Source organism: Candidatus Dependentiae bacterium (assembly GCA_035445995.1).
In the GTDB taxonomy this organism is placed as follows: domain Bacteria; phylum Babelota; class Babeliae; order Babelales; family Vermiphilaceae; genus DAOMRS01.
Genome location: DAOMRS010000001.1, coordinates 716,305 through 737,430 on the forward strand (window position 1 = coordinate 716,305; position 21,126 = coordinate 737,430).

The window sequence follows — 21,126 nt, forward strand, 5'->3', positions numbered from 1 at the left end:
CTGATACCCAGGGAGCACTATTATGCCAGAGTTGCCAGAGCTCGCGGCCTTTAAAAGTTATCTAGAACATACTTGCTTGCACAAAAAAATAACCGATGTTACCGCTCATACAAAAACACTGGTTAAAAAAACCAGTTTTTCTACTTTCAAAAAAACACTTGTAGGCAAAGCATTCACCTCAGTTGAAAGTGACGGCAAATATCTCATCATCCACGCTAGTGGCACAATCAAAAAAGTAGTTATGCATTTTGGTCTGACGGGTACGCTATTCTATATAAAAAACATTGCACAAAAAGTAAAATACTCCCAAGTGAGCTTTATATTTGGCAAACAAGTGCTGCATTGGATCGACCGTAGGAAGTTTGGCAAAATTTGGTTTGTTGAAGATGTTCAAAGCATCCCTGCGTTAAGAACGCTTGGCCCAAATCCATTAAAAATTTCTCAAAAACAATTTCTCGATATAATCGAAAATCATGCAACTAAAAACATCAAAATATTATTAATGGATCAAAAAATAATAGCCGGCATAGGTAATGAATATTCTGATGAAATATTGTTTCAAGCTGGTGTAGATCCACATCACAAAGCGAGAGACCTTACGGTAAGCACGATTAAAAAAATATATACCAAAATGGAAACGGTACTACGCTATGCAATCAAACTCCGCAAAAAGCAGGTTAATAAACTTGATGGTAATGACTTCTTTGCACCAGAATATCGCAAAGAATTTAAAAATTCGTATCTAATTGCACATCGTCATATGGATAATCTGTGCCCTAAAAATAAAAATCATAAACTCAAAAAAGTAACCATTGGCGGCAGATCTGCTTATTATTGTCCTAAGGACCAAACATGAATAAGTTACTTGCAACATTACCGCCCGCATTAAAAAAGAATATTAGAAAAAAACGTATGCCATCGTTTGAACAACCCATGCTTGCTACACTCACAAAAAACTATTTTTCAGATAAAAATTGGATTTATGAACATAAATTTGATGGTGTACGATGTCTATTATTTAAAAATAAAAACAGCTATACCGCAAAATCACGTAATAACAATATATTAAACAACACGTATCCAGAGCTCATTGATGCATTAAAACAATTAAAGGTTGATCAAATTATACTAGACGGTGAAATTGTAACATTTGGTCGCAAGGCCAGTAGTTTTGAGAAATTACAACAACGTATTGGTGTTAAGAATCCTTCTGCAGCATTAATGAAAAAAATAAAAATTTATATCTATATTTTTGATATTCTCTATCTTGACGGATATGATCTGACAAAACTACCTCTACTTGAAAGAAAACGTATATTAAAACGTGCGATCACATTCAAACCTCCTTTGCGTTATACGGTGCATAAAAGTACACACGGCATCTCACTCTTTAAACACGCATGTAAAAAAGGATGGGAAGGTGTTATTGCCAAACACAAAGAGAGTGCATACATACACAAACGCTCACAAAATTGGCTCAAATTTAAGTGTGTACAAGAGCAAGAACTCGTGATTGCCGGATATACGGAACCTGAAAGATCCCGTATTGGCTTTGGAGCATTATTAGTGGGCTACTATAAAGGCAATAAGTTGATGTATGCAGGGAAAGTAGGAACCGGATACAATGACGATTTTTTAACAACGTTTATAAAAAAATTACAACGTGCTGAAATAAAAACAAATCCTTTTGCCAATAAACATGCAATTAAGGATAAAAAAGCCCACTTTGTGTCTCCTAAGTTTGTGGGTGAATTTGGTTTTGAAGAATGGACCAAAGATAATAAACTCAGGCACCCACGTTTTTTAGGTATGCGCTATGATAAGAATCCAAAAAAAGTAGTAAAAGAAACACCAAAAAATATTATTCCCAAATCATGAAAATAATAATATTAGGTACCCGTGGTGAAATAAAAGCATCCGCACCATATCACTCAAAAAGATCTGGTGTGCTTATTGACAATAAGATTTTAATTGACTGTGGAGACAAACGCTTTTTGCAGTATAACCCCACATATATCTTGATTACTCATTTGCATCCGGATCATGCATACTTTGTCAGAAAACATGAGGTGCCGGACACTCATGCATCTATATATGCTCCAGAAAAGTATGATCAAGCTGATATACAAGTTACCAATAAAAAATTCAAAATTGGTACCTATACCATTACACCTATTCCCACTATTCACAGTATATATGTAAAATCTAATGCATATATTATTGAGCATAATGGCAAGCGTATACTTTACACCGGTGATATGATTTGGATAGAAAAAAAATACCAAAAAAAAATAGGCAAGCTTGATTTAGTTATTACAGAAGCAAGTTTTATGCGCAAGGGTGGTATGGTCAGGCGACAAAAAGATACAGGTAAAATTTATGGCCATACCGGCGTACCTAATTTAATCAATCTTTTTAAAAAACATACTGATACTATATTGTTTATGCATTTTGGTACCTGGTTCTACAAAGATATCAAAAAAGCTAGACAAGAATTCCATAAACTCGCGCAAGAAAACAATATACACATTATAGTTGGTTATGATGGATTAGAAGTCAAAGTATGAATACAAACAAAAAATTATACATATATAGCATATTGATTATGAGCAGCTTCATGGCACTGCATCCAGAAAATAACCGTTCCCTAATGGCTCCACATGTAACAACTAATATATCAGAAAAAAATATGATGCATGGTATGTATGGCAGATATCCAATGACACGTGAAGCTTCAGGCACCAGTTGGGTGCCCGATTCAAGCCCACCAGAAGGGATCCATCTCATGCGTAGCCATCATTGGAATCTTATGATAAGTGGATTCTCATATCTTGTTGCTGATGCACAAGGAGGCAAGCGTGGTGGCAAAAAATTATTTGATGAAAATATGCTCATGATCATGGCCCAGAAAAATTTTGATTCAGGAATCATAGGTTTTCGCACTATGTTTTCTGCTGAACCATTTACTGTTGGAAAATGTGGCTATCCCTTGCTCCTACAAACAGGTGAAACATGCGATGGTAAAACCCCTTTGGTCGATAGACAACACCCACATGATCTGATTGATGAGCTTGCTCTAGTTTTTACCTATGCACCTTCAGACAACATGTCATGCTTTTTATATACTGCACTTCCAGGTGAACCAGCGTTAGGGCCACCTACGTACTTTATGCGATTTTCCAGTGAATATATACCAGAAACACCACTTGGCCACCATTGGATGGATTCTACGCACATTACTTTTGGCGTGTTAACGGCAGGTTTTGTATATAAAAATTTCAAACTAGAAGCATCATCATTCAAGGGCCGAGAACCCGATGAGCATCGCTATGATATTGAAAAACCAAAACTTGATTCCTATTCTTTTCGAATATCATTTAATCCAACTGATAATATTGCACTCCAACTCAGTTATGGATTTTTAAAAAGCCCTGAACAACTCCATCCTGATACAAATACAAAACGTGTTACTTTAAGCGCGATATATAACAAACATTTTGATAAGAACAGCAATGTACAGGCTACTGCTGTTTTGGGAATTAATAAAAATATACCAGGTAATACACTTCCTGCATTTCTTATTGAAGCTACCACAGAGCTACGCACCAAGCATATTATATTCTCAAGATTTGAAATACTCAGAAATGATGATTTATTTGATGAACCAAGCCCATTAGCAGGAGAAATATTCACGATAGAAAAATTAACATTAGGATACATATATGAATTCATACCGATCCCACACCTAAAGTGGGGCATCGGTGGACTTATTGATTTTCCCATAGTTCCACATAGAATAAAAAGGTTCTATGGTAATACTATATCAGGTATGGCATGTTTCCAGATGAGATTAATATAAATAAGAGATACAAGTTTTAATATTAGTAGGAATAAACCATGAGATATATAAATTTATTCATAATGGCAGTATTATCATTTATTTCGATGTATATACTCATGTACATCATGGTTGATCGATTTACTCATGTATATCCAAATTTGAATCAATTTTACATGGCCGGCATTATGACTATGCCAATGATACTAATAGAGTTATTTATGATGAAATCAATGTATACCAATAAAAAATTTAACACTGTAATTAGCATTGGCAGTATAGCAATACTTATCACATTAATATTTTTTATTAGAAAACAAACAGCTATCGATGATAAAGAATTTCTCAAATCGATGATTCCACACCATGCTGCAGCAATATTGATGTGTGAGCAATCCCACATACAGGATCCTGAAATTAAAGATCTATGCAAAAATATTATGATTACTCAACAAGCTGAAATTGATTTTATGAAATCAAAATTGATAAGTCTAAAAAATTAATATTTTGCCCCAAGTTATGAATAGTTTTATTGACTTTACACAACAATCTTTTGTACCATACATGCAAAACTAATAAGGAGAAACTATGTTATTAAATTGGACACTTATATTTTTGATACTAGCAATCATAGCTGGCGCATTAGGATTCACTGGTATTGCACGAGAAAGCGCACAAATTGCAAAAATTTTATTCTTTGTTTTTATAATAATTTATCTTGCATTTTTATTCTTTGGCGTCCCGGGCAATAGACCCTAAGATATGTATGTATTAATATTTTTTTCGTGCGCTAAAAGCCATTTTTTCTGCTTGACCCCACCCGCATAACCTCCCAAACCACCATCTGCATTGATTACACGATGGCATGCAATAGCAATACAAAACATATTAGCACCATTTGCTTGTGCAACAGCACGATAGGCCGTTGGTCTACCTATACTAGATGCTACATGCGCATATGATTTTGTTTGCCCATAAGGTATCTTTTGTAGTTCTTGCCAAACCATCTGTTGGAAATGCGATCCCCATACAAATAATGGTGTAGTAAACTGCTGCACATTTCCGGCGAAATACCCTTGCAATTCATGCTCAATAGAAGCAATGGGATTTGTACGCCCTACAATAATCTCAGATGATATTCTAGATCGTACTAAATTAACTTTTTGCTCAAGCCTTTTACTGTCTGCAAATTCCAACATGTATAAAACATCATCATTTGCAATAGCAACCATATTGCCTATAGGTGTTTCTAAATACGATAATTTGAGTATATTCATACATAATTTCTGCGATAATCAGATACTGTTAGCTTTGTTTAATTCTATTCTTCCCATGGAAACACTATCCAATCACTCGTCTCTTGGACATAATAATTTGGCTCCATACATGATTTCTTTTTATAGAATAATGCTGCACTCTTAATAATAGCCTGTGGCAAATACTCATTAAGTAATCCCAAAACATGCTTAATAGTATCACCCGTATCTACAATATCATCTATGACTAATATTTTTTTGAAACCTTTATAATCGTCTATATGTATCGACGTAAGTAATTTGAGTTCTTTTTGTTTATCCATACCTTCATACGATGCAATAGATATCATTCTTATATTACGATTATTAAACATGTGCTCCCCCGCAAGCAAGCCTAGTGGGACTATACCACCACGTGTTATGCCTACCAATACATCGGGATTAAAGTTGCCTTGTAATACCTGTGTATGCAACTGACTGCACATAGATTTTATTTGTGCTAAATCGACATATGTTTTTGTAATATTAGATGTATGTTCCATACTCATCATAGGAAAAATTGTTAACAATGTTCCTGCTAATACTGCTTTATACATGGGCATCCCTTTGTTGTGTTGATTATTATATTGAAGTTGCATGATAAATCTTATTTATAAACTTAGCAACCTAAAATTACGTTTATTATTCGGTAACCTATGCCATGTATCATGCATTGCCATATAAATATTTAAAACCTACTGCTATGTTCCATGGTTTTTTGAGCAGCAGCTTCATCAAATTGTATGCCTGCTGCTTGCAACGTTTCACAGTCTTTATAGCCGTTTCAAAAAGAAATCAATAGTTTATCTTCATCTTGCTTGCCAATCAATATTTTTTTTGCCGATATTTCAGCCAACATCAATACATGCTCCATGTCCTTTTGCTCCGGAAGCCGTAACGTCAATCAACGCATAGTCCCAAATAAGGTATTGGCATGTACCGTAACACCTAATTTTGGGTAAAAATGTAATGCATCATCTTGATTATGAACAAATAACATTATGTGTAATTTTTGTAATCATGATAACTTTGCAACTATTTTTGTATATTTATTCTGTTTTTAGAATAAAAAGTGAATAAGTACTCATTTTTTATGATAATCAAACTATATTCAGGATGAACTGCTACAAAATCAACCCTTGACAAACAGCTTTCGATGTATAATTATTAATATTATATTGAATATTTATTCAAAAATTAAAGCCTATAAAAAAAGAAGTTATTATGAAAAATAAAAAACCAAAATTTAATACAAGAAAAAATGCCATCCAAGAGTTGATAAAAACGTATGCCATCGAAGACCAAACCGAATTGCTAGAGTTTTTAAAAACAAAATACAATATTGAGACAAATCAAGCTGCTATTTCACGCGATTTACGCAAACTCGGTATTGCCAAGAGGCTACGCGGAGATCGAATGGTCTATGAATTACCAACTATCAATGTAGTCAATGAAATTCTTTATTATGCAGTCAAATCAATACGCCACAATGAGACCCTGATCGTAATAAATACAGTACCTGGTACAGCTGCATTTGTGGGAGATTTTCTAGATGCACAGCATAATCTTCCCATTTTAGGAACATTAGCAGGGGAAAATGTCGTACTTGTTATCCCACAAAGCACTAAGCACATAGAATCTTTGGAACAACAACTTACTCAATTTATAAAATTAAAGGAATGATATGTCATATTTGTTTCTCTTGATATATAGCTTAATCGCAGCGTGTATAAGCTACGTATTGTGCCAGTATATAAATGTAAAATTACCTTTTTCATATCTGATTATTGCAATAGCCACAGGATTAACAACAAGTACTATATTATTTTTTACTATGCATCATACCAATCTGCAGCATGAGAATGTTTTATCAGTTGGTACAAGTGCTGACTTTCCTCCTTTCACTTATATTGAAGATAATACAATAGTTGGATTTGACATTGATCTAATAGAAGAAATAGGGAAACGATTAGACAAAAAAATTGAAATAAAAAATATGCCATTCATCACTCTATTGCCCAATTTACAACTAGGAACACTACAGGTTGTTGCAGCTGGATTAACTGCAACACCAGAACGTGCTCATCAGGTGCTTTTTACTGAGCCCTACCTTGAAGACAATCATTTAGTTATTATTAGTTTAAAAGAAAATTCTGCAAAAACTGTAGAGGATCTTCATAACAATCTGGTCATTGTTAATGAAGGTTATACGGCAGATATATATCTATCACAAACTACTGGCCCAATAATAATACGATTGAAAACTCCTGCAGAGGCGTTCCTTGCATTAAAAAGTGGTCGAGCTTTTGCATATGTGACAGCTGAGAATACAGTAAAGCCTTTCTTTGATCAACATGGATCACATGATTTTTATGTTACTCCTATTACTCACACGCAGGAAAACACTTCTCTTGCAATAGCCCCTCAATATCCTGAGTTACTCACACAAATACAACATGCTTTGAATGAAATGAAAAAAGATGGGTTTATAGAAATGCTCAAAACTAAATGGGGATTATAATGATTAATATCATAGTACTCAAACATACTTTGTTTAATTTATTGTATGGCGCCACTATTTCAATACAGATAACTCTTTTTGCTCTGATTATTGGCATCATGGGAGGAACACTCCTTGCATTACTCCTTTCCTATGGCAATACCTTCATACGAACTCTTGGTCATATATATATAACTATTGTCAGAGGTACGCCTATGCTCGTACAAATTATCGCATTATTTTATGTATTACCGTCCATGGGCATTATGCTATCAGCATTTTGGTCTGCAACTATTACTATTGGATGCAATAGTATTGCTTATGTAAGTCAGATTATGCGTACCGGCATACAAGCAGTAGGACATGGACAACTCGAAGCTGCACAAACATTAGGATTTTCTACTTATCAAATAATTAGGTATATTGTTTTACCACAGGCATTTCGTACCATTTTCCCTGCACTTGGCAATGAATGTATAACACTGATTAAAGATTCAAGCCTTGCCTCTGTAATTGGCGTAGCTGAACTTACTCACCAAGGTTCTATCATTATGAGCAAGACCTATGATGCATTAACTACCTATGCCGGTGTTGGGCTTATTTATTTATGTATAACATCTATTATTTCATTATTCTTACATATTATGGAGCAACGACTACACTATGCTAAATATTAAAGATCTCACTAAAAAAATTCATGACAAAAATATACTTAACCATTTATCACTCTCTATCAATTCTGGAGAAATTGCTGTCCTTTTAGGATCATCAGGTGTCGGCAAGTCTACATTATTACGCATATTAAACAATTTAGAAACTATTGATACAGGTACTATAGAGTTAGATGGTAAAGTACTTGATTTGAATACGGTAAATCAAAATCATACTATTGGCATGGTATTTCAACATTTTAATTTATTTGAACATCTGACGGTGGAACAAAACATAGCACTTGCCCTTGAACACGTAGCACATAAGAATAAACAGGAAGCACATACTATAGCGCTAGAGCTACTACATACATACAACTTAGCAGATAAAGCACAGCATATGGTATCACAGCTATCTGGAGGTCAGAAACAAAGGCTTGCTCTTGCTCGTACACTTGCTCTCAAGCCACGAATCATATGCTTGGATGAACCAACTTCTGCTTTAGATCCTTTATTGACAACTAATGTTGCTACAACTATTCAAGAATTAGCACAACAAGGGTATTTGGTGCTTGTTGCAACTCACGATATACATTTATTAGAGAAGCTTTCCTGCACCATTCATCTCATGCATAATGGTAGTATTATTGAATCTGCAAATTCTCAGGAGTTTTTTGCAGAAAAAAATAAATATCCACATATTGCAGCATTTGTTACCGGCGCATAATGATAGGAATATCAGAAAACAATTGCACCATACGTCCATACGATAGTTGTTTTTGCATCAAATCGCTTTGTGTGGTTAAAGTTGCAACCAACACCACAAATAAAGGGCTTATCAAAAAACGCTTTGAACCACCCGTGTGATATTGATATATAACCACCATTACGCACAAAGGGATCTGTTTTTATTTTGCCAAGCGTAGGTACAATAGCTGCTTGATTAGTAAAAATAGTAGCATTATATCCGCCTTCAACAAGCGTACGCCGCTTACGGTATTGTATTGTCAATAATACATCACTCACGTTGCCTGGCTGAATTGTTGAGCCTTCAGGTAGAATAGGAAACCAATCACGATTAAAACCATGTATAAGGCGATACTGCACTATACAAGACAATGATGTTTTTATTTCATCAATAAAACTATATGATCCTTCAAACCCAAAGCCAAGATTATATACCCGCGTACCCAAGAGTGGGCCAAGCCGATCACATCGAGTAATTTTACGCGTAGTCGGTAATCCAACCAATCCATATCCAACTACTTGGCAATGCTTACCAAAGAAAAATCTATAGCCTCCTGAACCAACTATATCATCAAATCCCGAACGCGAGGCATTAAAGGTATCAGTGCCTTTGTATTGTGCCTGATCTGTCTCAATACCCGTAGTTACTTCAAGCCACCAATATTTGGACGGTACATACCGCATGTTTAATAAAGATCCTCCTGCACGGCGTGTCTCACATGTATCAAGCATGGTCCGCTCTTCAGTAATATGACTTGCACGAGAAAAATAGATGGGTACAAGAGAAAATATAGTACGTGGTTTTTTTAAGTGCTCAAGTACCTGAGGAGCACTAAACGTTCTGCGTACTCGTAGGTTGTATACAAGAGTCACTGCATATAGTGGCTGGACACAAAACAACAATACAACGAAAAGATAACGCGTCATTACATCTCTTTTTTTATATACCTTAGAAATTGTAACCAAGTCCTATACCAAAAATCGCCCCACTTAGATTGGCCTTTGCTAATTGCAGGCCTGGCACACACCCACAATCATTACTTCCCACTTTTACAAAACTATAATCAATAAAAAAATCTAATAAGAAGTTACATGGTAAATAATAATATGCACCAGCTTTTGCTATACCACCAATTCCCCACTGCGATTGCTCAAATATAACAAAATCAGAACAATTTTTTGTACGAACATTCACTGCCTCAACACCTAGACCAACATAAAGATCAGTGTGATTAAATACCGGTTCAACGTACTTCAATCCAAGTGCTACAGGAATCATTTTTATTTTTGTACGATTACAAAGGCCAAGAGAGTGTCCCTCTTTCTGCAAATAATCCACACTTGCAAACAGACACAAATTTTTATTTTCACACAATTGTACGGTAAGCTCTGGACCATACAACGCACTCCCTTTACCATAGATTTTTTTAAACATAGAATCAGTTGATAAAAAATAAGCCCCTTTAAACTCTAAAATAATGTTTCTCCCGACAAGCGGTAATACAAAAAATAATGAAACCAAGCAAATTGTTTTTAATGACATCATGTTTTTACTTTCCTAATTTTTTAACAATTTTGGGTGACCGTTATAGCAATCGGATCTGAAGTTGTACCAGCTGCATTAATGCCTACTAAGTAGTAGGTATATATTACATTGGGCAATCTATTATGATCCAAAAATTGTAATGGTCTATTAGCCGGAATGATAGCAACTAGGTCAGTTAATTCTGCATCACGATAAATAGAATAACTAACTGGCAAGGATGTCCCTGTTGTGCTCCAGGTTAGCCTGTTTATCAAATCACGTTGCGTCAGAAATATATTTTGAGTTCTGCATCCTTGTGCAGTAATTTCAAATGTTGGTAATGCAATGACTGATACACTGTTAGATGAGTAATTAGAAACATACGCAAATTCACCGGTTGACGATATAGCAATATTAGCAGGAGAATTTCCTACCGGTATTACTGGCGGAATTACCATATTAGTAGCAATATCTATAATATTTACCGTACCCTGGCCAGCGGTCAAACCGGTAAAATTATCATAATCTGAATACAATGTATTATAATTGGTAGCATACGCAAAGCGTCCATCCGGTGATATAGCAATACCTGCAGGCATGATAGCAAGATCAATAGTTGCAATAATAGTATTAGTATTAGTATCAATTACACTCACCGTGGTACCTATTGGCTCAAAATTATTACTGCCAAAATTAGTTACATATGCATACTTACCATCTGGTGTTATTGCTATGGCGAATGGTCCTGAAAATCCATGTATCGTGTCAATTACGGTATTGTCGCTTGTACGAATTACATTCGTAACACCCGTACCGGGATTACCATCTACATAGCAAACTACATATACATATTCACCATCTGGTGTTATTGCCAATGCAGCCGGTGCTTGACTGACAGTAATGCTAAAATCAATAGTATTCGTATTTAAGTCTACCACATCAACCGTTGTCCCATTACCACTCATAACTCCTTCTGGCCCCCCATAATTATTAACATATGCTGTTTGACCATCTGGGGTTATAACCATGCCTGATGGTCCATCAAACCCATCAATAAGTCCTACTACCGTTTTTGTTTCTATATCTATAATGCTTATACCAGTCTGATTACTATTAGTTACATATGCAATTGTTCCGGCAGTATTAATTGTTATTGTATATGGCTCATTAAACGTAGTACTCGTAATAGTACATTCCAACATATTATTTGTCAGATTCAATACACTTACCGTATCACCATCAATCACCGAGTAGTTATTATTGTTTGCAACATAGGCAAATAAATTATCTGGCGTAAGCGCTATGCCAGCAGGAGTAACTCCAGTCGGAATAGTCGCAATAACGCTGTTAACTGGTGCTGCATATATTTGCAAAGGCACGTATAACCATAAAAATATAAAGAAATAAAATGATTTTATGTTATGTATCATCCTGACCCTCTTTTTAACAATACTACTATCTTGTAATCAAAATAATATTCTAAAATCGTGATCTCTATAGAGTCAATGATCAATAAACTTTTACAACAACACTATAAAATTTTACATCTACGATTGAGTACTATATTACTAAGAAATAATTTTAAAATTAAAATGAGAGAAACCAAGAAATGTATAAACCCAATTGTTATTTTATAATCTTTATATGTGTGTTTATAAATACTTACACAAGTGAACACCATGTTTTGCGTAATATCAAACAAATTACGTTCCCTGCTATGGGCTTTGAAAAAGCAGGAGAATCTTATTTTTCACCAGATGGTAATACATTAATTTTCCAAGCTGTTCCTGCGGGAAAACAAACATATCAGATTTATACTATCAATCTTGAAGAAAGAATCCCGCGCATGGTCAGTACAGGCCAAGGCGCTTGTACGTGTGCATTTTTTAGACCTGATGGTAAAAAAATTATATTTGCTTCAAGTCATGATGCCTTAGAAAATACCACTATTAATACACCGGGATATCAACGAGATTCTAACAATTATGCATGGGAATTCACTCCCTATATGAACATTTATGAAGCAAACCCCGATGGTTCGGATTTAAAAGCTTTGACAATGGGGCCGGCTTATAGCGCAGAGTGTGCATACGGTGCTGATGGCTCCCACATTGTATTTGCAAGCAATAGGTCAGGGCATATGAATTTATATACCATGCAATCAGATGGTACGAATGTACAACAAATTACCTATACCAATAATACATACAATGGTGGTCCCTTTTTTTCTCCTGATATGTCTAAGATTGTATATCGTGCAGATCCTGAAAAAAAAGATTATTTGCAGATTTATTATATCGATACTTGTACTAATAACTGCACACAATTGACTGCTAATAATAGTATCAATTGGGCGCCATATTGGCACCCCAATAATGAAATAATAGTATTTACTACATCACTGCACGGTCATCATCAATATGAATTATATTTATTGAATATTAAAACAAATATTTCGTATCGTTTGACCTATAATCCAAGCTTTGATGGTTTAGCAAGCTTCAATAAAGAGGGTACAAAAATTACTTGGACATCTAAAAGAGGTCCTGATAACACATGTCAGATTTTTGTAGCAGATTTTATTATGCCTGCGGAATTATATACACCCAACAATCCATAAGGTAATTTATGAAAAAAATATTATTACTCGTATTGATCAGCACAAGTGCTACCTATGCTATGGTTAATCAAACAAATGATATTTCTCCGATTGGAGTCAATCCATCACTACCATTCACCGTTAAGATTGAAGTTGAAGATTTTTTTATACCTGGTGGTATACAATCCGGGGTAAGCGCACAATGCGGTCAATACTATTTATTTATGGCTGGTCGCACAAATGGTTTGCATGGTTTTGATAATAATGATGACAACTTTCCGATACAACAGCAAAATACTAATATCTTTGTCATAAATATCTGTACAAAAAGTGTGTACGTACGTTCTTTATATGATGCACGTGCAGGATTAACATCAGCACAAATTGACACACTGTCTGTTACCAGCCCACAGTTTTATCAGTCAGGCAACACCCTTTACATAACGGGTGGTTATGGTGTGGATACAGGTACCGGAAATTTTTCTACCAAAGACACACTAACAGCCATTGATGTTTCCGGACTTATCAATTGGGTTATGCATCCGGAATCTCCGCTCGTCGCCTTTCAATATATTAGACAAATTTCAAATCCAGTATTTCAAGTTACCGGAGGACATATGTCACAAGTAGGGCAATGTCCAACATTATTAATCTTTGGTCAAAATTTCCAAGGCTTTTATAATACCAATTCAAATGGTATATATACACAACAAGTCAGAAGATTTAATATCGTTGATGATGGCACATGTCTTGGGGTAAAAGTGCTACCACCCACACAACCAAGTCCCAACTATCGACGCAGAGATCTCAATGTTGTTCCTATCATAAAGATCAACAATTCAAATAAAAAAATTCCTGCTTTTGTAGCATTTTCAGGCGTATTTACGCTTAATAGCGGCATCTGGACGGTACCCGTTGAAATTAATACTGATGGTACTACTTCTATGGCAAACCCCAATAGTGCAAGCACTTTTAAACAAGGCATAAATAATTATGCAAGCGCACATGCTGAGTTGTTAGCATGTAATGGCGACATGTATTCAATATTATTTGGCGGCCTGACTTACATATATTATAAAAATGGACAAATGATGCTAGATGAAGGCATTCCATTCACCAATCAAATTGGTGTCATACGACGTAGTAAAGAAGGTAATTATACTCAATATATATTACCTGAAGAATATCCCGTACTCACTTCAAAACAATCAAATCCGGGCAATAGATTATTCTTTGGAACCGGAGCTAAATTTATTCCGGCACCAAATATACCTGCATTCTCTAATGGCGTATTAGACTTATCTAAAATTAAACAATCGACTGTCATTGGGCACATTGTTGGCGGCATTCAAAGCACATTGATTAACACCAATGTAATAACTGATTCAGCAGCATCACCATATATTTTCAAGGTAACACTGATTCCTTTGCGCTAAGCCATTAGTTAAAACGATAACCAAGACCACCACCAAAGATAGCACCATTTAATTTTGCCTTTGAGCATATCATGGTATGTCCATAAAGGGCATTGGTGTGGTGTGTTTTTACAAAACTAAAATCAATAAATAAATCAATCAACAAGTGATGCGGTAGTTGTATGTATATACCTGATTTGCCAATACCACCAAATGCCCATTGGGTATTTTTTGTAGTAACACATCTTCGGTGACTTTTTATGTTGATATACTCTGGCTGGAATCCAAGCCCAAGATAAAAATCTGCCCAATCACGCACAGGTGTAATATATTTTATACCAAGTGCCAATGGAACTAATCTAAGTGTTTTAGCATCAGCAACACTCAGACATTTTCCATCTCGTTTAAAATAATCAGCACTCGTAAAAACATACCATTTTGCATCTTCATATAGCTGCACACTTAGCTCTGGCCCATACAAAGCACCCCCACCATATGCATCTTTAAATGTGGGATTGGTGGGCAAAAAATTGGCGCCTTTGAACTCTAGAATTACATCTCTGCAAACAAGAGAAATATTACTCAACATTATTGATATTAAAAAAAATAGAAAACCTTGACGTTGCAACATGACTTTTTCTCCTTTTTTAGGCTCATAGTCTCTATTAATAATTAATCAAAAACTAAATAGCAATGATACAATTATGCGAACTATATTTATTAATCTTGCCAATATTCGCTATTCATGCAGAGCAGAAGAGTAGCAGATTTTTTAAAATAATTCCGCTACTCTTGTTACATCAACTATAATAGATCAATATTACACCCAATACTGAAGCTATAGAACCTACTATTTGAATGGCAGCTGGAACATGCCTGATCAGCCAATATTTGCCAAAACAACGTTTATGTTTTTCTTGTTTGCGCTCTTGTTCTCGTAGTTCAAGTTTTTTCAGTAGATCTTCCATGTATATAATAACTTCCTTATATTCTGTATACATAACAGATTCCTGCGGAATATTATTCTCCTGACCAGAATCATCAGAACCATAGCCTTCTGAACTATGCACAACAACATCTACTGGCTGTCCATTTGCCATACTAACTATTTCTCCACAGAAAGAGAAAATAGCTACAAAAATGTACCATTTTTTCATACATAACCTTCATATAATTACATCGACAAAGTTAAATCACATTTTTTGAGATTTTAAACAATGGTCTGGTAACTATCTTCAGGCTTTTTTTGGGGCAAAAGACTATGGATATAATCTTTGTGAAAAGTATTATTATCTTGAAGTTCAGGAAGAGGATCAAAAATCTTAGCATCATAAGGAGCAATTATGAGTACGGCAGTCCGTAAAGCAGCAAATTCGAGCAAATAATCAAGTGTTTTATTGCGCTGTAAAATTGATTTTTTTAAATCAAAATCACTGCTGTTGCTTCCCTTTTGTAATGTTGGTGCAGTAATATCTTTGCAATACAGGTGAAATTGCTGAGCCAAAGAAATTTTTTGATATGCAGGCAAAGAGATTGCCGAAACAATAGATGCACTATCTAGCAATAAAAATAATGATAGGAAAAACAATACAATACGTTTGAAGAAATATGAATTAATCATATAATACCATTTTTAAGCACAGCTCTAGTAATAAATATATCATTTTATTGCCATTTTTTAAACAGTTATCCCTAAAACTATCATAACCATTTATCTGACTTAATATCTCGATTTGCTAGAACAGCAATATACTTACCATTCGCCGTTACATAGAATTAATATATGAAATTTGGCGTCCCCAAGGGGATTCGAACCCCTGTTTGCGCCGTGAAAGGGCGCTGTCCTAGACCGGCTAGACGATGGGGACATATGAAAGATCTGTTCTTTGATAAATAAAATAAGGGAAATTAAGGTTGACCTTTAGTGTGGCCTGCCAGTCGTAGCTTGCCAAGCCGGAAGGCCCGGATAAACGAAGACTGGTGAGCCGCGCTGGATTCGAACCAGCGACCCACAGCTTAAAAGGCTGTTGCTCTACCGACTGAGCTAGCGGCTCTTTACCTTATTCAAATATAGTTCAAAGAAGAAAAAACGGCTAAAAACCGTTAATTCATAATAGAATGTATCTGCTCACAAGTGTTTTGTCAAGCAATTTACGGGGTTTTTTTAATTATACTATTGGACCATAATAAGCTTGGCAATATAACAATAAATAAGTACCCCTAAAATGTCCATAAGCGTAGATAAAAACGGCCCTGCAGAAAATGCCGGGTCAATATTAAAGCGACGTAAAATAAAAGGTATGCTACTGCCTAGAGAAATTGAAAGCATAACCAGTAATCCCAGAGAAGTACTCACGGCAATCCCTTGCAACATAGTAGCCTGAGAAATCACAGTCAGACGAATAAATGCCGTAGTCCCCAAAATAATTGCTAACATAACAGCCATCATGAATTCACGACGTAAAAATCGCCAGACATTTGCTCCCAGAATCTCTCCCGACCCCATACCACGCATGACGATTGCTGAAGTTTGCGTACTCGTGTTGCCACCGGTGCTAATTAATGTCGGAACAAAGGCAAGCAATAAATAACCAAGCGTAGCCTCATACGAACGTAAAATTACACCAGAGAATGATTCAGCCAATAATAGCGCAATCAAAATATAGCTCCGTTCCCACAATTGCTGAAAAAAGGGTGTTTCAAAGTATGAGTGCCTCATAGGTGCAAGCGCAGACATTTTTTCTACGTCTTCTGCGGCCTCTTCAACAAGAACATCTACCAAGGTACTTGTTGGAATAGAGCCCAAAAAGCGATTTGCTTCATCCACTACCGGCACGGTCATCACATCATACCGGACCATGGCCTTTGCAACTTTTTCTTGATCTTCATCGGCGTGTACTACAAGTTCCGGGTCTTGCATAAATGAACTGATGCGCTCAGTAGGTTTTTGTAGTACCAAATCTTCTAAATTAATATACCCCACAAGGCGATGTGTGCGATCGGTAACATAAATATTATGATGAATTTCTTTACTTGGCTGCAGGCGTTGTAATAATTGAATACTTTTTGCTACGGTAAAATCTTCTGTCAATGTCACCACGTCAATATCCATGATACCACCAGCAGAGTCAGCATCGAACTTGAGCAATGAAAGTACTTTTTCACGCTCACGTTTATGCAAAAGATTTAGATAGTGCTTGAGCTCTTCATCCGACAGTTCATCAAACAAGTCGGTTAATTCATCGGTTGGTAATTCATTCAAAAGATCAACACGTTCATGATCATCGAGACGAGAAAGTATAAACACTTTCATGGAATCAGATAAACCAGAAAAAACTTCTAGGCTTAGTTTTTCAGGTAATTTTTTGAATATTTGTTCGGCATAATCGCGGTCTATTGCACTTAAAAAGTCAACTATATCTACCGGGTGCATCTCAACCAATGCCTGCCACAAAGAAATACCTAGGGGCGAGCTTTGCTCAATAACGGCAATAAGATTTTCTCTAATTTCATTAATTATATTATTTCTTTCCATGGCCTGCTCCCTCTGGGTATAACCGATTATAACTAGTAATGGTATATCTATCCGTGGAGGTATTCTGAGGTGACATCTTTCAGTTTAACTATTTCCCTCTCCAGGCGCAACTATGATTTCCAATTTGACTTTAAACCATAGCAGGATATTCTGAATTTAGAGGGTTATTATATATATATAGTATACTATTAGAATAATAAAAATAAGGCATACCATGAAGCATATCGGTCTTGTAGCACCAAACAGCACATTTACGTTCCACGTGCCTGAAAGTGATGAAAAAACACGCCTTGATCGCTTTATTGCCGATCAGTTTCCATATTATTCTCGCAGCTACTTCCAACACTTGATCAAGCATGGGCATGTATCAGTGAATGGTAAAATTATTGATAAATACAGCCTTTTGGTATCAGCCCCAGACACTATAATCATACAATTTCCTGCTGAACGCACTCTGTCTGCTCAAGAACTCGCGGCTGATACATTATCAGTGGATATTATTTTTGAACATGAACACTTTTTAATTGTAAATAAACCATCTGGTTTGATCGTACATGCGCCAAACCTAACAAGTACTGAACCAACGTTGGTCGATTGGATAAAGCATAATTATAAAGATGTTGCCAACATTGGCGCAGTTGATCGTCCAGGCATAGTCCACCGTTTGGACAAAGATACTTCAGGGCTACTTATTATTCCCCGCACCAATTATGCACACGCATACTTTGGCTCACTATTTCGCGAACGAGACATTCATAAAACATATTATGCTATTGTAGAAGGCCACCCCCACCGCGAAGGCACCATAGATCTTGCTATTGGTCGCGACCCGGTACATCGCAAAAAAATGAAAACATTCAAAATTGCAGATCCTTACCTTGAACAAAAACATGGCATTAAGATCCGTAATGCACTTTCACACTACAAAGTTCTTGAATATTTTCCTAATCATAGTTTGGTTGAAGTTAAACCAGTCACCGGACGCACACACCAAATTCGTGTACATATGGCTGCTATCAGCCATCCATTAGTGGGTGATCATTTGTATGGCACAGCTTCATCATTGTTTGATCGACATGCACTGCATGCAGGTGGGTTGAGTTTTAGTTTTGATGGCAAAGACTTTGAATTCAAGTCTGATATGCCGCAAGACATGCAGGAATTGATCACAACATTGCGTACACACACGGCAAAATAATTCTTCTTTTTTAATACACACGATATACTTCTTGCTAGTACACACTAACAACGGAGATCATATATCATGAAAAATTATATCATTACTAGTATATTATTATGCATGCCATCAATCTATGGTATGAAGCCCAATGAACTAGAACCAATTTATCAACGGATCTTAGACATAGACATAGACGAACCCTTGGATACAGACACGCGTATCAATATAGATCCAGATCAGGAATTTACTGATAGATTCAATAAGTTACCTTTTACAAATCTAATTGATGCATTAAATGAACATAATATAGAAAAAGTACAACACATCATTGAACAAAATCCCGACATAATATACAAAAATGTTACCTTGGGGGATTATCCTCCTTATATTACGCCACTTCACACTGCAGCAGAAACAGGATACGGTGTACAATTTTTGGTTGAGCAATATAAAAATCGCGCAACATTATTTTCTCCTGCATCAAAGTGGATTGATCAAGAAGATCGTGATCACCATACCCCTTTAACTATTGCCTGTACTAAGGGGCATCTGCCTACAGTAAAATATTTACTTGAGCATGCCGGCGCAAATCCACGTGCTACACGACCACATATTTTAGGATTTAGTATTAGTGATAGGCCAGCTGTACATGAACCGATTGTAGAAGTAATGCAAACAAAATTTGTGGATATCCTTGAATATTTATACCTACAACATTATTCCTATCAAGAATTATTTAACGCACTCGATATCCATACCCATTATAAAAAATGTATTTCTATAGCAGCATTTGTATATATTATAAAAACAAGTTTTAATGTTCACCGATTTCTGAATGAACCCTGTAAAAATCAACTAAGTCTATGGCCTGTACATAAAAAAGAATTATTAGACCTAGCCCTGAAAACAAAATTATCTGAAGAAGACTTTCTTACTTTTAAATTTGCTTCAAAATAATCACGAGCCAACCGATAACAAACAAGGAGTTATATGAAGCGCTATATGCTCTTATTTGGATTGTATGCATCCTGTGGAATTTCCATGGATTTGGAACCGATTTTTACTCGCCCACGGCAACAATCAATTGGCATACAATTTTTTAACGCTATCAAAAGTCAATGTATAACAGAAATTAAGGATTTGCTGCATCAACATCCTGAAGTAATAAATGAACGCTATAATGAAAATGCCACACCACTGCATATTGCTGCTCGCATCGGAAACGTCGACATAGCAAAAATTATTCTTGAGCATGATGTAGAACAATTATTGCAAAAAACTACCACAGGATTAACGATATTGCATTGCGGGGCTTCCTCAGGAAAACTCACGATGGTACGCTATTTAATTGACCAAGATATGCATGCATTATATACACGAAATAATAATAACCACCTGCCAATTCATTATAGTTTGTCGCGCGGAGATCATGAAAGCGTTGAATGTTTTTTGCAGTATGATGTATTATCCACTGAAGAAGCATTTGAGTATGGGTTGCGATTTAGTCCACTCAACGTCATTGTGCATATGTTGAATAATCATTATTCAGTAAAACGTATATCATCTGAAACATGGCAGAAATGGACCGTGCTGGCTCAAGAAAATAAAGACATACTCGTGCAATTATTAATGCTGTATCATGGCAACTACCAATTATTAAAAAATGCTATACAAACATACGAAAAAAAATTTAAACAAATCTCACTGAGTAAACGGCTTGAGACAGCCTAATATACGTACCTAGTATTACACTACAAAAATTACCTTGCATTTTTTTTTAAAGAGCGGTAGCATGAGTCCGAGCTAAGAAGGAATTGTAGTAATGAAGCGCTCTAGGTACGT

General features: G+C 35.7%; 24 protein-coding genes and 2 tRNA genes. 15 read left to right on the plus strand and 11 right to left on the minus strand.

Annotation, left to right across the window (positions count from 1 at the left end):
* Positions 1-22 precede the first annotated feature (22 nt).
* The 6 genes from PK943_03470 to PK943_03495 all read left to right on the plus strand — a co-directional run bounded on the left by PK943_03470 (position 23) and on the right by PK943_03495 (position 4,597).
* The gene (locus PK943_03470) at positions 23-856 is read left to right on the plus strand and encodes a DNA-formamidopyrimidine glycosylase family protein (GenBank protein ID HRN78274.1); all 834 of its coding nucleotides are present in this window, start codon (positions 23-25) and stop codon (positions 854-856) included.
* Positions 853-1,878 (plus strand): non-homologous end-joining DNA ligase, encoded by a 1,026-nt coding sequence (ligD, locus tag PK943_03475; GenBank protein ID HRN78275.1) that lies wholly within the window; start codon positions 853-855, stop codon positions 1,876-1,878. The genes PK943_03470 and ligD overlap by 4 nt, the downstream gene beginning before the upstream one ends.
* Positions 1,875-2,567, plus strand: a complete 693-nt coding sequence (locus PK943_03480) for an MBL fold metallo-hydrolase (GenBank protein ID HRN78276.1) — start codon at positions 1,875-1,877, stop codon at positions 2,565-2,567. The genes ligD and PK943_03480 overlap by 4 nt, the downstream gene beginning before the upstream one ends.
* A complete protein-coding gene (locus PK943_03485) occupies positions 2,564-3,859 on the plus strand; it encodes a hypothetical protein (protein HRN78277.1) in 1,296 nt (431 codons plus the stop codon). Before PK943_03480 ends, PK943_03485 begins: the two co-directional genes overlap by 4 nt.
* A gap of 38 nt (positions 3,860-3,897) precedes the next feature.
* A complete protein-coding gene (locus PK943_03490) occupies positions 3,898-4,341 on the plus strand; it encodes a DUF305 domain-containing protein (protein ID HRN78278.1) in 444 nt (147 codons plus the stop codon).
* An 85-nt stretch (positions 4,342-4,426) separates the two neighbouring features.
* On the plus strand, positions 4,427-4,597 hold the full coding sequence (locus tag PK943_03495; GenBank protein ID HRN78279.1) for a DUF1328 domain-containing protein: 171 nt from the start codon (positions 4,427-4,429) through the stop codon (positions 4,595-4,597).
* Here PK943_03495 and PK943_03500 read toward each other — a convergent pair.
* On the minus strand, positions 4,594-5,115 hold the full coding sequence (locus PK943_03500) for a methylated-DNA--[protein]-cysteine S-methyltransferase (protein HRN78280.1): 522 nt from the start codon (positions 5,113-5,115) through the stop codon (positions 4,594-4,596). The two genes, PK943_03495 and PK943_03500, sit on opposite strands and share 4 nt — an antisense overlap.
* Positions 5,116-5,159: 44 nt before the next feature.
* Positions 5,160-5,690: a phosphoribosyltransferase family protein gene (locus PK943_03505; protein HRN78281.1), complete on the minus strand. Its 531-nt coding sequence runs from the start codon at positions 5,688-5,690 to the stop codon at positions 5,160-5,162.
* Positions 5,691-6,357: 667 nt separating this feature from the next.
* Here PK943_03505 and PK943_03510 point away from each other — a divergent pair.
* The 4 genes from PK943_03510 to PK943_03525 are packed head-to-tail and all read left to right on the plus strand — an operon-like array spanning position 6,358 to position 9,010.
* Entirely contained in the window at positions 6,358-6,816 is a 459-nt protein-coding gene (locus PK943_03510; protein HRN78282.1) for a hypothetical protein, read from the plus strand.
* Between the two features lies 1 nt (position 6,817).
* A complete protein-coding gene (locus tag PK943_03515) occupies positions 6,818-7,654 on the plus strand; it encodes a transporter substrate-binding domain-containing protein (protein ID HRN78283.1) in 837 nt (278 codons plus the stop codon).
* Positions 7,654-8,310, plus strand: a complete 657-nt coding sequence (locus tag PK943_03520; GenBank protein HRN78284.1) for an amino acid ABC transporter permease — start codon at positions 7,654-7,656, stop codon at positions 8,308-8,310. Before PK943_03515 ends, PK943_03520 begins: the two co-directional genes overlap by 1 nt.
* Positions 8,297-9,010 (plus strand): ATP-binding cassette domain-containing protein, encoded by a 714-nt coding sequence (locus tag PK943_03525; protein ID HRN78285.1) that lies wholly within the window; start codon positions 8,297-8,299, stop codon positions 9,008-9,010. Before PK943_03520 ends, PK943_03525 begins: the two co-directional genes overlap by 14 nt.
* A gap of 11 nt (positions 9,011-9,021) precedes the next feature.
* On the opposite strand, the gene PK943_03530 is transcribed toward PK943_03525, so the two are convergent.
* The 3 genes from PK943_03530 to PK943_03540 are packed head-to-tail and all read right to left on the minus strand — an operon-like array spanning position 9,022 to position 11,985.
* A complete protein-coding gene (locus PK943_03530) occupies positions 9,022-9,957 on the minus strand; it encodes a hypothetical protein (GenBank protein ID HRN78286.1) in 936 nt (311 codons plus the stop codon).
* Between the two features lie 22 nt (positions 9,958-9,979).
* Positions 9,980-10,576 (minus strand): outer membrane beta-barrel protein, encoded by a 597-nt coding sequence (locus PK943_03535; protein HRN78287.1) that lies wholly within the window; start codon positions 10,574-10,576, stop codon positions 9,980-9,982.
* A 20-nt stretch (positions 10,577-10,596) separates the two neighbouring features.
* Positions 10,597-11,985: a YncE family protein gene (locus PK943_03540; GenBank protein HRN78288.1), complete on the minus strand. Its 1,389-nt coding sequence runs from the start codon at positions 11,983-11,985 to the stop codon at positions 10,597-10,599.
* A 179-nt stretch (positions 11,986-12,164) separates the two neighbouring features.
* Here PK943_03540 and PK943_03545 point away from each other — a divergent pair, with 179 nt between their 5' ends.
* The gene (locus PK943_03545) at positions 12,165-13,175 is read left to right on the plus strand and encodes a hypothetical protein (protein HRN78289.1); all 1,011 of its coding nucleotides are present in this window, start codon (positions 12,165-12,167) and stop codon (positions 13,173-13,175) included.
* 8 nt (positions 13,176-13,183) lie between these two features.
* Complete coding sequence (locus PK943_03550; protein HRN78290.1) at positions 13,184-14,590, plus strand: hypothetical protein; 1,407 nt, start codon at positions 13,184-13,186, stop codon at positions 14,588-14,590.
* A 4-nt stretch (positions 14,591-14,594) separates the two neighbouring features.
* Here PK943_03550 and PK943_03555 read toward each other — a convergent pair whose 3' ends face one another.
* The 6 genes from PK943_03555 to mgtE all read right to left on the minus strand — a co-directional run bounded on the left by PK943_03555 (position 14,595) and on the right by mgtE (position 18,104).
* Entirely contained in the window at positions 14,595-15,200 is a 606-nt protein-coding gene (locus PK943_03555; protein ID HRN78291.1) for an OmpW family outer membrane protein, read from the minus strand.
* 169 nt (positions 15,201-15,369) lie between these two features.
* Positions 15,370-15,726, minus strand: a complete 357-nt coding sequence (locus tag PK943_03560) for a hypothetical protein (protein ID HRN78292.1) — start codon at positions 15,724-15,726, stop codon at positions 15,370-15,372.
* A gap of 53 nt (positions 15,727-15,779) precedes the next feature.
* A complete protein-coding gene (locus PK943_03565) occupies positions 15,780-16,190 on the minus strand; it encodes a hypothetical protein (GenBank protein ID HRN78293.1) in 411 nt (136 codons plus the stop codon).
* 170 nt (positions 16,191-16,360) lie between these two features.
* Positions 16,361-16,437: transfer RNA gene (locus PK943_03570), tRNA-Glu, on the minus strand.
* 110 nt (positions 16,438-16,547) lie between these two features.
* A tRNA-Lys gene (locus PK943_03575) sits at positions 16,548-16,623 on the minus strand.
* Between the two features lie 119 nt (positions 16,624-16,742).
* Positions 16,743-18,104 (minus strand): magnesium transporter, encoded by a 1,362-nt coding sequence (mgtE, locus tag PK943_03580; GenBank protein HRN78294.1) that lies wholly within the window; start codon positions 18,102-18,104, stop codon positions 16,743-16,745.
* 214 nt (positions 18,105-18,318) lie between these two features.
* Here mgtE and PK943_03585 point away from each other — a divergent pair, with 214 nt between their 5' ends.
* The 3 genes from PK943_03585 to PK943_03595 all read left to right on the plus strand — a co-directional run bounded on the left by PK943_03585 (position 18,319) and on the right by PK943_03595 (position 21,015).
* Positions 18,319-19,302 carry an RluA family pseudouridine synthase gene (locus PK943_03585; protein HRN78295.1) on the plus strand — a complete coding sequence of 328 codons (984 nt, stop codon included), beginning with the start codon at positions 18,319-18,321 and terminating at the stop codon, positions 19,300-19,302.
* Positions 19,303-19,368: 66 nt separating this feature from the next.
* Positions 19,369-20,241, plus strand: a complete 873-nt coding sequence (locus PK943_03590) for an ankyrin repeat domain-containing protein (GenBank protein HRN78296.1) — start codon at positions 19,369-19,371, stop codon at positions 20,239-20,241.
* 33 nt (positions 20,242-20,274) lie between these two features.
* Complete coding sequence (locus tag PK943_03595) at positions 20,275-21,015, plus strand: ankyrin repeat domain-containing protein (GenBank protein ID HRN78297.1); 741 nt, start codon at positions 20,275-20,277, stop codon at positions 21,013-21,015.
* Positions 21,016-21,126: the final 111 nt, after the last annotated feature.